Source organism: Massilia aurea, from assembly GCF_014200505.1.
In the GTDB taxonomy this organism is placed as follows: Bacteria; Pseudomonadota; Gammaproteobacteria; order Burkholderiales; family Burkholderiaceae_D; genus Telluria; species Telluria aurea_B.
In genome coordinates, this window is sequence record NZ_JACHBX010000003.1 from 101,442 (window position 1) to 113,866 (window position 12,425).

Genomic DNA, 12,425 nt, shown 5'->3' on the forward strand with positions numbered 1-12,425 from the left:
CACTTAACCTAAGTTTTTGAGAATCCAATTTCCACTTTCGAGGACGAGTACGCGGTCGCACTCGAACTCGTCCTGAACATTGTCGTGACCCGGCATGCTCTGGATCACGACTTCGCCTGCCTTGCGCAGGTCAGCGATTTTTTCCTTCAGCTCGGGGGCATTGCCCCACGGCGCGCGAATGGAATGCTTGCGCTCGGCCATCGGCAGCAGCCGGGCCAGTTCGCGCAGGTCGAGCGAGAAGCCCGTTGCGGGCCGCGCACGGCCGAATGCTTCGCCTACATGGTCGTAGCGACCGCCGCGCGCGACGGCATTCGGCAAGCCCGTCACGTACAGCGCGAACATGGCGCCGCTTTCATACTGGTAGCCGCGCAGGTCGGCCAGATCGATCGCGATCTCGGCGCGGCCCAGCGCGCCGGCGGCCAGCGCCGCCAGTTCGGCCAGCGCGCGCTGCACGCCCGGGAGCGCCGGCAGTGCGTCGCGGGCTTCGGCCAGCACGTCGATATTGCCGTACAGGCGCGGCAAGGCCAGCAGCGCCTTGCGGGTCTGCGGGTAGTAATTCTGCGAGATGGCGTCCAGGCCCGGCGCATCCTTGGCGCGCAGCAGGCTGTAGAGCTGGTTCTCGTCGCGCTTGGCGGCCGGGTCGTCGTCCAGCAGTGCGCGCAGCACGCCGACGTGCGCGAGGTCGAGGCGCACATTCGTGAAACCGGCCAGGGCCAGCGAACCCAGCGCCAGTTCCTGGATCTCGGCATCGGCTTCGAGGCCCGCGTGGCCATAGATCTCGGCGCCGATCTGCATCGGCTCACGCGTGGCGTGCAGGCCCGACGGGCGGGTATGCAGCACGCTGCCGGCGTAGCACAGGCGGGTGATCGAGTCGCGGTTGAGCAGGTGCGCGTCGATGCGCGCGACCTGCGTGGTCATGTCGGCGCGCAGGCCCAGCAGGCGGCCCGACAGCGGATCGACGACCTTGAAGGTTTTCAGGTCGGTGTCGGCACCGGCGCCGGCCAGCAGCGAGTCGAGATACTCGAGCAGCGGCGGCATCACCAGTTCGTAACCGTAGAGCCGGAAGTTGTCGAGCATCAGTCGGCGCAACTCTTCGATCTTGCGCGCTTCGGACGGCAAGACATCGGCGATATTTTCAGGCAATAGCCAATTCGGCATGGGCAACGACGTTATGGGTTTGGGGTAGTCAATGGCAAGCGTCGTACGACAGGCGTGCCAGCGCACGACGCGAACGCCGAATCGGTGATTTTAACCGAAAACCACCAGATTGAGGCAGCGAAAGCGGGACTGGCGGGGGTCAAGGTTGATAATCTGCCACGATGCCGGACAGTACGGGCAATGCCTGCCGCAGACGACACTGGGGGAGCAAGGCCGATGGCCCTGCTCCCCCAGAGTGTTCAATTACCTCCGCAACGAGGTGGGAACGGCGTTACTTGCCGCCGCCTGCAGGCGCCTTGAAGTACTTGAAGAACTCCGAGTTCGGATCGACGACGAGGACGTCGCTGCGATCCTTGAAGCTCGCACGGTAGGCCTCGAGTGAACGGTAGTAGCGCGCGAATTCCGGGTTCTTGCCGAAGGCGTCAGCGTAGATGGCCGATGCTTTGGCATCGCCGTCACCCTTGACTTTTTCGGCATCGCGGAACGCTTCGGCGATGATCACGGTGCGCTGACGATCGGCGTCGGCGCGGATCTGCTCGGATTCGGCAGCACCGGTCGAACGCGATTCGTTGGCCACGCGAACACGCTCGGCGCGCATGCGTTCGTATACCGAATTGATGTTCTGCTCGGTGTACTCGACACGCTTGAGGCGTACGTCGACGATGCCGATGCCGACTTCGGCAGCTTCAGCAATGAGCTTGGCCTGCACTGCTGCCATCACGGCTGCGCGCTGGCCCGAAATCACTTCACGCACGGTGCGCTTGGTGATCTCATCGCTCAGCGCCGCCTTGATGACCTGCGACAACCGGTTCTGCGCGCGCGTTTCATCGCCCGCGAAACTGATGTAGTACAGACGCGGATCGCTGATGCGCCACTTGATGAACGAGTCAACCAACACATTGCTCTTCTCGGACGTGATGAAGCGGTTCACGTCAGGCGTGTCGAGCGTCAGGATGCGCTTGTCCATATAGACCACGTTCTGGAACGGTGGCGGCAACTTGAAATGCAGGCCCGGCTTGTCGATCACTTCCTTGACCTGGCCAAGCGCGAACACGATCGCGAAGCGGCGCTGGTCGACAACGAAAATGGTGGACGACAGCAGCATCAGTGCGATGAAGCCGGCCACGAAGATGGTAACGAGGCGGTTCATTAACGGGTCTCCCGATCACGTGAGGAATCACGGCTGCGCTCATCACGCTGGCGCACCGCTTCCAGGGCCTGGGTCACTTCGGCCGGCTGGCCGGTGCCTGGCACTTGCACCGGACCCGACTTGCTGCCGACCTGGGCATCGTTGGCTGCAACCTGTTGCATCAGCTTGTCGAGCGGCAGGTACAGCATATTGTTGTTGGCACGCGAGTCGATCATCACCTTGGTGGTGCTGGAGAAGATCTGCTGCATCGTGTCGACATACATGCGGTCACGGGTCACGCCCGGGGCCTTGGCGTAGGCAGCGACGACCTGATCGAAGCGCGATGCGTTACCGGTCGCGTTCTCGACGACCATGGAGCGATACGCTTCAGCATCCTGCTGCAGGCGGAACGCCTGGCCGCGCGCGGCCGGAATCACCTGGTTGGCATACGCTTCACCTTCGTTGCGGGCGCGGGCACGATCCTGGCTGGCGCGCACGGCGTCATCGAACGCGCTCTGGACCTGCTCCGGCGGTTGCACGCCCTGCATCGTCACGTTGCTGATCAGGGCGCCCAACTTGTAGCGATCGGTGATCGTCTGGATCAGCGTCTGCACATCGGCTGCGACTTTTTCGCGGCCTTCGTACAGGACGAAGTCCATCTTGCTGCGACCGACCACTTCGCGGATCGCCGTTTCGGCTGCCTGACGCACGGTGTCGTCCTGATCGCGGTTGTTGAACACCCATGCGACCGGGTCTTTCAGCGTGTATTGCACGGCAAACTGGATGTCGACGATGTTTTCGTCGTCGGTCAGCATCAGCGATTCCAGCGGCTGCTTGTTGCTTGCCGTGCCACGGTAGCCAATCTCGGCCGTACGGATGGTCGAGACATCGACGATCTCGTGCGCCTGGATCGGATACGGCCAGCGCCAGTTGAAACCAGGCGTCGTCGTGTGGCTCAATTGGCCGAACGTCGTGACGACAGCGGTCCTGCCCTCTTGCACGATGAACGCGCCGGAGGCCAGCCAGATGAAGCCGACGATGATGGCAATGACGCCCGCACCAATGCCGGCGCCGCGCATTTCGCGGTTCGGGCCACCGCTATCGCCGCCACCGTTGTTATTGCCACGGTTGCCGAACATCTTGTTGAGACGCGCATTGAAGTCGCGCCACATCTGGTCGAGGTCGGGCGGACCGTCGCCCGGACGGCGACCGTCCTGGGCTTTGCGGTCATCTTCTGGGTTGCGGCCCCAGCGTGGGTCGTTCAGCGACAGTTTGACGCCGAATCTTTTTAGTATGGAAACAAACATAGGCTTAGCGTGGCCCGACAAGGGTGGAAGTTGGCAGATGATCGGCAGGACCTTCGGGTAGCGCGTCAGGCAGGGCGTCCACCGACGCATCGACCTCGGCGAGCTCGAAAGCGTCGTCCTGTTCTTCGTTTTCCGGGGTGACTCGATAGCTTTGACCGGGTCCGGACTTGGCAGTTTCGGCGATCGCCGAGCGCAGCAGATCCAGGCCGGCGCCGCTATGGGCACTGATGAAAACCCGGTTGATCTTATCATACTCATCACGCTCGACTCCGGGCTCCAGGCCCGCAGCATCGATCTTGTTCCAGACCAGAATTTGGGGAACATGATCGGCGCCAATCTCGCGCAACACCTCGTTGACCTGCTCCACCTGCTCCATGCGCGTGGGTGACGCGCTGTCGACCACGTGCAGCAGCAGGTCGGCGTGGATCGTCTCTTCGAGCGTGGCACGGAATGCCGCCACCAGCTGGTGCGGCAAGTCGCGCACGAAGCCGACGGTGTCGGAAATGACGACACTGCCGACGTCGTCGCCCAGGTACATGCGGCGGCTGGTCGTGTCCAGCGTGGCGAACAGCTGATTCGCCACGTACACGCCGGCCTTGGTCAGCGAGTTGAACAGCGTCGACTTGCCGGCATTGGTGTAGCCAACCAGCGAGACGGAGAACGTGTTGTTGCGCCCGCGCTGACGGCGCTGGGTCTCGTGCTGCTTGCGCAGCTTGGCCAGCCGTGCGCGCAGCGCCTTGACGCGCTCGCCGATCAGCCGGCGGTCGGTCTCGAGCTGGGTTTCACCCGGACCGCGCAGGCCGATACCACCCTTTTGCCGTTCAAGGTGAGTCCAGCCGCGGATCAGGCGCGTGGCCAGGTGCTGCAACTGGGCCAGCTCGACCTGCAGCTTGCCCTCGTGGCTCTTGGCGCGCTGCGCGAAGATATCGAGGATCAGGCTGGTACGGTCGACGACGCGCAGTTCGAGACGACGCTCGAGGTTACGCTGCTGGGCAGGCGAGAGTGCGTGATTGAAGATAACGATATCGACGCCGAGTGCCTTAGCGTCGAGGGCGATTTCATCGGCCTTGCCGCTGCCGATGAAGAGTGCGGGATCGGGGCTCGAGCGCTTGGCCGTGATCGTGGTGATCGGTTCGGCGCCAGCGGACTTCGCAAGCAGGGACAACTCTTCGAGACTGGCGTTGAAGTCGCCAGTCCCGAAGTCGATGCCGACCAGGGCTGCGCGCATGAGCGGCGTGCCGGGGGCGTCAGCCATCGGCCTTACTCGGCTTCGCTGGAGTCAAGATTGAGGTTGACGGCGCGGGCCGGCACGACGGTAGAGATGGCGTGTTTATAGACCATCTGGGTCACGGTGTTGCGAAGCAAAACGACGTATTGGTCGAAGGATTCGATATGACCCTGCAGCTTGATACCGTTGACCAGGTAGATCGAGACAGGGACGTGTTCCTTGCGCAAGGCGTTGAGGAATGGGTCTTGTAACAGTTGCCCTTTGTTGCTCATAACAGCTCCGTGATGTTGTTGTAGTTAAAAGTTTGAGGCGATTTGCCGATTTTCAAGTAGTCATGCCACATGGGTGAGGCCATATTCTGCCAAAGCGAATGCGGCCCTGAACTACTGTAACCTGTTTCGCCACTTTTTGTCGTACTGCTACGGCTTCGCGAACGGGTTCTTGCCACTGCGTAGCTCGATCCGCAGCGGTGTGCCGACCAGGCTGAACGTCTCGCGGAAATGCTTCTCGAGATAGCGCTTGTAAGGCTCGCTGATCCCGTCCAGGGCATTGCCGTGGATGACGATGATCGGCGGGTTCTGGCCACCCTGGTGGGCGTAGCGCATCTTTGGACGGCCCGAGCCCTTGCGTTTCGGCTCTTGCTTCTCCACGGCCTCTTGCAGCGCGCGCGTCAGGCGCGGCGTCGACAGGTTGGCGGTGGCGGCAGCGTAGGCGGCCTCGACCGATTTCATCAGTTGCGTGATGCCGGTGCCGCGCAGTGCCGAGACGAAGTGCGTGTTGGCAAAGCTGAGGAAATCGAGTTTGCGGTCGAGATCGATTTTGACTTCGTCGCGCTCGTCGGTTTTCAGGCCATCCCATTTGTTGACGGCCACGACCAGCGCCCTGCCCGACTCCAGAATGAAGCCGGCGATGTGCGCGTCTTGCTCCGAAATGTCTTGCTGGGCGTCGAGCAGCAGCACGACGACGTTGGCGTCGGCGATCGACTGCATGGTCTTGACGACCGAGAACTTCTCGATGGCCTCAAAGATCTTGCCGCGACGGCGGATACCTGCCGTGTCGATCAGCGTGAACTTTTTACCGTCGCGTTCGAACGGTACTTCGATCGAGTCACGCGTGGTGCCCGGCATGTCGAAGGCAATCACGCGCTGCTCGCCGACCAGCGTGTTGATCAGGGTCGACTTGCCCACGTTCGGGCGGCCGACGATGGCGATCTTGATGCCATGGTCGACGTGCTCGAGTTCGGCCGGCTCGTCCGGCCGCGCGGCGAACGCAGCGTCGAGCGCCTCGACCACGAGGTCGGTCACGCCGTCGCCGTGGGCGGCGGAGATGACGTACGGGTCGCCCATGCCGAGCTCGTAGAAGTCGGCCGTGACGGCCGTGTACTTCATGCCTTCGGACTTGTTCACGACGAGCATGACCTTGCGGCCGCTCTTGCGCAGGAAATCGGTGATGGTCTTGTCGTGCGGCGTCAGGCCCTGACGGCCATCGACGATGAACACGACCACGTCGGCTTCGGCGACGGCCTGGCGCGTTTGCAGCGCCATTTCGTGCATGATGCCTTCTTTGGCGACCGGCTCGAAACCGCCCGTGTCAATGACCAGGAATGGTCGTTCGCCAATGCGGCCTTCACCGTAATGGCGGTCGCGCGTCAGGCCTGGCATGTCGGCCACCAACGCGTCGCGCGAACGGGTCATGCGGTTAAATAAGGTCGATTTCCCGACGTTGGGTCGACCTACGAGTGCGATTACCGGCTTCATGTTTTCTTATTCGACCGCGATGGCGGTCACAGTTCCGTTTTGTGTTTGAAAAATCAGGTTTGTGCCGGCCACCAGCGGCGTGCCCACGATCGGGCTCCCGTCGGTTGCGGCGCGCGCCAGGAAAGAGCCATCTTCGCGCGACAGGAAGTGCACGTAGCCTTCGTAGTCGCCAACCGCGACGGCGCGGCCATACGACAGCGGGGTCGACAGGCGGCGGAACGACAGTTTGTCGTTCTTCCAGCTGCTGGCGCCCGTGTCGCGGGTGAATGCATTGAGTGCTCCCTTGTCGTCCGGTGCGAACACGAACAATTGGTCGACGGCCACGCCGACGCTGGAAGACAGATCGCGCGTCCAGCGCGCCGAACCGGTCACCAGGTCAAAGCAGCCTACGCGCCCTTGGTAGGAAGCGGCGCACACCTCGTTTTCGAACAGCACCGGGGCGCCGCCGATATCGGTGACGCGCTCCAGTTCGGTCGCGCCGCGCGAGATGCCGACCTCGACGTCCCAGCGCGGTGCGCCGGTGGCGATGATCAGTGCGGACAGCTTGCCGCCCGGCTGCGCGACGATGACGTCGGTGCCAGCCACGATCATGCCCGGCGCGTTGCGCAGCGTCAGCGGCGGCGCGACCTTCTGCACGGTCCATTTCTTGCTGCCATCCGTGGCGTCGACACCGACGATGCGGTTGTCGATCGAACGGGCGACGACGATGCCTTGCGACACGACCGGCGCCGACAGGATCTCGCTCGACAGCTGCGTTTTCCACAGCAGCTTGCCGTCCATGTTGTAACCCATCAGGATGCCCTTCTCGGCACCGACGACGATCAGGTTGCCATCCGTGCCCACGCCCGCCGACAGCTCGCTGTCGGCCTTGACGCGCCACAGCTGCTTGCCGGTGGCGGCGTCGACGCGCGCAATGGCGCCATCGGCTGCGGCCACGACGAGCGTGTTGCCGCTCAGCGCAGGCGAGAACTGATAGCCCTTGGCCTTGCCGATGTCGAGTTTCCATGCGGTGCGCACGGCCATGCTGCCCTTGAGTTCGACGAGCTTGGCGGGTTGATCGCCCTTCTTGTCGGATGCAAATGGATTGAGCGAATTGAGGGTCGAGCAACCCGTCATCAGGGCCAGTACGCCGACGCCAACAAGCTTGCTGCTAATACGCATTATGTTCTACCTTGTTCCTGGACTATAAAGGACGCAAAGCCCGCGGCCGCTCGAAGGCGGACGCGGGCCATCTCATGCGAAAAATTTACGCAGCCGCTTTCTGGTCTGCGGCTGGCGCTTTGCCGTTCTTGTCTGCCGGCACCGTGCCGCCGATGGCTTCGAGCTTGACCTGCACCAGTTGACGGGCCGGGCTGGCGGCATCCATCGCGGCCAGTGCGGCGACATATGCAGCACGCGCTTCGTTCAGCTTGTTCTGGCCGACCAGCACATCGCCCTTGCGGTCGTTCACTTCAGCGGTGAACTGCGGCAGGAACGTGCCGTTCAAGACTTTCAGCGCGTCGTCGAAGGCTTTCTCATCGAGCAGCACGCCCGCCAGACGCAGCTTGGCGATCGACTTGTATTCGTCGTTGCCGTTGTCGGCCGCCCACTGCAGCTGGGCCTTGGCGGTTTTCAGGTCGTTGGCTTCGAACGCCGTCTTGGCCGCTGCCAGGGCTGCCATCTGCGTGTACGGCGAGCTTTCGTACTTGCTGCGGATGTCGCCGGCGATACGCTGCACCTTGGCATTGTCATTGGCCAGCAGCGACGTTTGCAGTTCGTCGTACAGCGCCGAGGCTTCGATCGACTTGTTGGCCTGGTGGGTCTTCCAGAAATTCCAGCCGGCGAAGGAACCGAGCGCCAGGATCAGGACCCAGACGATGATGTTGCCGTATTTCGACCAGAACGCCTTGAAGGAATCAAGCTGTTCCTGCTCTTGGTGATCGTATGCCATGTGCGTGTTCTTGTAGTGGTTGAATGGTTTGCGAGGTACGACGGGTGTTAATGCTTGTGCACGTGATCGTGATCGTGATCGTGACCGCAGTGTTCGTCATGCACGTGCGCGCCGGTGATCTGGTCGACCAGGTAATCGACCACTTCCAGGAACGGCACGGTGCTCTGCTGCTGCTCGCCGATCTCGCCGCGCATCGTCTTCACGGCCGCGGTTTCGTTGGCAACTTCGTCGTCGCCAATGATCACGGCAAACGCCGCGCCCGACCCGTCGGCCTTCTTCATCTGGCTCTTGAAGCTGCCGGCACCCGCTGGCGTTGCGCAATGTAACACAACATCCAGCCCGGCATCCCGAATGCGCTCGGCCAGGATGAAGGCTTGCAGCTGCGCCTTCTCGCCCTGATGGACCATGTAGACGTCGCATTGGTTCGGTTCGGCCGGCTCGCCCATCGCCTTCATCAGCTCGATGATGCGCTCCATGCCCATCGCGAAACCGACGGCCGGCGTGGCCTTGCCGCCAAACGTTTCCACCAGCGGATCGTAGCGGCCGCCGGCGCAGATCGTGCCTTGCGAGCCGAGTGCATCGGTGACCCACTCGAACACGGTGCGGTTGTAATAGTCCAGGCCGCGCACGAGGCGCGGGTTCACGGTGTACTGCACCGCGTTCTGGTCGAGCAAGAACTTGACGCCATTGAAGTGCGCCAGCGATTCTTCGCCCAGGTAGTCGAGCAGGCGCGGGGCCGCGTTGACCATTTCCTGCATGGCCGGATTCTTGGTATCGAGGATGCGCAGCGGATTGCTGTGCAGGCGGCGCTTGGCTTCGGCGTCCAGAATGCTTTCGTGCTGCTCGAGGTAGGCGATCAGGTCGGCGCGGTGACGCTGGCGCTCTTCGGCATTGCCGATCGAGTTCAGTTCGAGGCGCACGTTCTCGATACCCAGGTCATCCCACAGGCGGCGGCACATCATGATCAGCTCGGCATCGATGTCCGGGCCCGAAAAACCGATGGCTTCGGCGCCGAACTGGAAGAACTGGCGATAGCGGCCGCGCTGCGGACGCTCGTGGCGGAACATCGGGCCCTTGTACCACAGGCGGCGCGGGCCGTCGTAGACCAGATTGTGTTCGAGCACGGCGCGCACGACGCTGGCGGTGCCTTCCGGACGCAGCGTGAGCTGGTCGCCGTTCATCGAATCCTCGAACGAATACATTTCTTTTTCGACGATGTCGGTCACGGCGCCGATGGCGCGCGAGAACAGGCTCGTCTGCTCGACGATCGGCGTGACGATCTTCTGGTAGCCGTAGCTTTTCAGGATCGTTTCGGTGGTGTTCTCGAACAATTCCCACAGCGGTGCATCGCTGGGCAGGATGTCGTTCATGCCTTTGATGGCGACGATTTTTTCTGGTTTGGACATAAGTGTTATCTGTTGATTCGACGTCGTTCCCGCGCAGGCGGGAACCTCATTTCGTGGCGTCATCGGCCGTCTCATGCGACGACATGGCGCAAACCACCTTGGGTTCCCGCCCTCGCGGGAACGACGTGCTGGGGCCAATGGCCGAATTTTACGACGCTGCGGTCTCGCGGCTGTAATTCTTCTTCACGTAATCGAGCACGATCGTCTGGAATTCTTCGACGATGCGCTCGCCGCGCAGCGTGGCAAACTTCTGGCCATCGACAAACACCGGCGCCGCCGTCGATTCGCCCGTGCCCGGCAAGCTGATGCCGATGTTCGCGTGCTTCGATTCGCCCGGACCATTGACGATGCAACCCATTACAGCGACGTTCATACCTTCCACGCCTGGATACGTCTTTTTCCATTCCGGCATCTGGTCGCGCAGGAAGGTCTGGATATTGTCTGCCAGCTCCTGGAACACGGTCGACGTCGTGCGGCCGCAACCCGGGCACGCAATAACCATCGGCGTGAACTTGCGCAGGCCCATCGTCTGTAGGATTTCCTGGCCGACGATGACTTCGCGCGTGCGGTCGCCGCCCGGTTCCGGCGTCAGCGAGATACGGATCGTGTCGCCGATGCCCTCTTGCAGCAGCACCGACAGCGCGGCGGTCGAGGCGACGATGCCCTTGCTGCCCATGCCCGCTTCGGTCAGACCCAGGTGCAGCGGGTAGTCGCAGCGGCGGGCCAGCTCGCGGTACACGGCGATCAGGTCCTGCACGCCCGAGACCTTGCACGACAGGATGATCTTGTCGCGCGCCAGGCCCACTTCTTCGGCGCGGATGGCGTTTTCGATGGCCGACGTGATCAACGCTTCATACATGACGGCCTGCGCCGACCATGGATTGGCGCGCAAGGCGTTCTCGTCCATGATGCGCGCCAGCAGCGACTGGTCCAGGCTGCCCCAGTTCACGCCGATGCGCACCGGCTTGTCATACTTGGCGGCGATCTCGATCATCTGGGCGAACTGGGTGTCGCGCTTGGCGCCCTGCCCCACATTGCCCGGATTGATGCGGTATTTCGACAGCGCCTGCGCGCACTCCGGATAGTCGCGCAGCAGCAGGTGGCCGTTGTAGTGGAAGTCGCCGACCAGCGGCACATCGACTTCCATGCGGTCGAGCTGGGCGCGGATCGCCGGCACGGCAGCCGCGGCTTCCGGCGTGTTCACGGTAATGCGCACGATCTCGGAGCCGGCACGTGCCAGCTCCTTGATCTGGATGGCAGTGCCGATCGCATCGGCGGTATCGGTATTGGTCATCGACTGGATGACGACGGGCGCATCGCCACCGACCCACACCTGGCGCGCGCCGTGCGCGACCAGAACCTTGCGGCTGGCGCGGCGGGCCATCGGGCCCGACGGAATGGCGGCGGCCGATGCGTACTCGGGGATTGGGGCTTCGTTCAAGGAATTCATGTTGGTTCCAGCGAGTGATCAGCTTATTTCAGGGCCACGCGTGCGATGGTCTTGCCCGGCTGCTGTGGCAGCGGGACGTTGGCGCCGCGCAGGGTCGCGGTCACGGCGCCCGGCACGCCGACGGTCAGGTTGACGGGGCCGGCGACTTCGACCGACTCGGTGCTGCCGGCCTTGACCAGGCGCGAGATCAGCGGACGACCGCCGCCGCTCGGGCGCACTTCGATCCACGAATCAGCGCGCACGTTCAGCACCAGCGTGTTGGCGCCGGTGGCAGCCGGCGCTGCGGAAGCCGGTGCTGTGGCAGCCGGGGCCGCCGCGACTGGCGTCGGCGTGGCCGTCCCCGGTGCAGTGACCGGCGCGGCAGCAGGCGCGGCAGCGGGTGCGGTCGGCGTGGTCGGCGCTGTGGTTGGCGTGCCGGCCGGGGCCGTACCCTGGCTCGATGGCGACGGTACCGAGATGAGCGGCACCGATGGATTGATCAGGCCTTCATGCGCCGGCGTAGCGACGCCTGGCGCCACGACAGCGGCAGCCGGGTTTTCGAGCACCATGGCATCGCCCGATTCGACATCGCGGTTCAGGCTTGGTATCAGGTTGAACTGCCAGGCCGCGACAGCAGCGCCAGCCACGACGACCACGGCCGCGATCCAGCCCAGTGGCAGGCTGCGGCGCTTGCCATTGATCGGGAACCGGGTTTCCGAGAACGCAGCCGGTTTTTGTTCACGGCGGGCAGCAGCCATCGCCGACTGGGCGCCCGCACGGGCTTCCGGCGGCATGTTCAGTTCGATCATCGACACCAGTGGCGCCGCGTCGATGCGCAACAGCTTGGCGTAGGCGCGCACGAAGCCGCGCGTGACGGCCGGGCTGGGCAGCGAGGCGTAATCGCCCGCTTCCAGCGCCAGTACCTGGCGCGGCGCCAGCTTGAGCTGGTCGGCAACCTGCTCGACGCTCCAGCCCATGGTCTCGCGCTGGGATTGCAGGGTCTTGCCAGGGATGCCGGACGCGTTGCCCGGTGCGGCTGGCTGGTCTGCTTGCTCGTTCATTGTCCTTGTCCTTGTCCTTG

General features: G+C 63.3%; 11 protein-coding genes. All 11 read right to left on the bottom strand.

What is annotated here, in order from left to right:
- Window positions 1–3: 3 nt before the first annotated feature.
- Window positions 4–1,158, bottom strand: coding sequence for an ATP phosphoribosyltransferase regulatory subunit (locus HD842_RS14355; RefSeq protein ID WP_183555413.1), 1,155 nt, complete (start codon window positions 1,156–1,158; stop codon window positions 4–6).
- Between the two features lie 271 nt (window positions 1,159–1,429).
- Window positions 1,430–2,308, bottom strand: coding sequence for a protease modulator HflC (hflC, locus tag HD842_RS14360; RefSeq protein ID WP_183555414.1), 879 nt, complete (start codon window positions 2,306–2,308; stop codon window positions 1,430–1,432).
- The gene (gene hflK, locus HD842_RS14365; protein WP_183555415.1) at window positions 2,308–3,594 is read right to left on the bottom strand and encodes an FtsH protease activity modulator HflK; all 1,287 of its coding nucleotides are present in this window, start codon (window positions 3,592–3,594) and stop codon (window positions 2,308–2,310) included. Before hflK ends, hflC begins: the two co-directional genes overlap by 1 nt.
- A 4-nt stretch (window positions 3,595–3,598) precedes the next feature.
- Window positions 3,599–4,822, bottom strand: coding sequence for a GTPase HflX (hflX, locus tag HD842_RS14370; protein WP_183555918.1), 1,224 nt, complete (start codon window positions 4,820–4,822; stop codon window positions 3,599–3,601).
- A gap of 32 nt (window positions 4,823–4,854) precedes the next feature.
- Window positions 4,855–5,094 (bottom strand): RNA chaperone Hfq, encoded by a 240-nt coding sequence (gene hfq, locus HD842_RS14375; RefSeq protein ID WP_183555416.1) that lies wholly within the window; start codon window positions 5,092–5,094, stop codon window positions 4,855–4,857.
- Between the two features lie 147 nt (window positions 5,095–5,241).
- Window positions 5,242–6,579, bottom strand: a complete 1,338-nt coding sequence (der, locus tag HD842_RS14380; protein ID WP_183555417.1) for a ribosome biogenesis GTPase Der — start codon at window positions 6,577–6,579, stop codon at window positions 5,242–5,244.
- Between the two features lie 6 nt (window positions 6,580–6,585).
- On the bottom strand, window positions 6,586–7,740 hold the full coding sequence (gene bamB / locus HD842_RS14385) for an outer membrane protein assembly factor BamB (protein ID WP_183555418.1): 1,155 nt from the start codon (window positions 7,738–7,740) through the stop codon (window positions 6,586–6,588).
- Window positions 7,741–7,825: 85 nt separating this feature from the next.
- Window positions 7,826–8,509 carry a YfgM family protein gene (locus HD842_RS14390; protein WP_183555419.1) on the bottom strand — a complete coding sequence of 228 codons (684 nt, stop codon included), beginning with the start codon at window positions 8,507–8,509 and terminating at the stop codon, window positions 7,826–7,828.
- Between the two features lie 47 nt (window positions 8,510–8,556).
- Window positions 8,557–9,915, bottom strand: a complete 1,359-nt coding sequence (gene hisS / locus HD842_RS14395) for a histidine--tRNA ligase (RefSeq protein ID WP_370660838.1) — start codon at window positions 9,913–9,915, stop codon at window positions 8,557–8,559.
- A gap of 148 nt (window positions 9,916–10,063) precedes the next feature.
- A complete protein-coding gene (gene ispG / locus HD842_RS14400; protein ID WP_183555421.1) occupies window positions 10,064–11,365 on the bottom strand; it encodes a flavodoxin-dependent (E)-4-hydroxy-3-methylbut-2-enyl-diphosphate synthase in 1,302 nt (433 codons plus the stop codon).
- Window positions 11,366–11,388: 23 nt separating this feature from the next.
- The gene (locus HD842_RS14405; protein ID WP_183555422.1) at window positions 11,389–12,405 is read right to left on the bottom strand and encodes a RodZ domain-containing protein; all 1,017 of its coding nucleotides are present in this window, start codon (window positions 12,403–12,405) and stop codon (window positions 11,389–11,391) included.
- Window positions 12,406–12,425 lie beyond the last annotated feature (20 nt).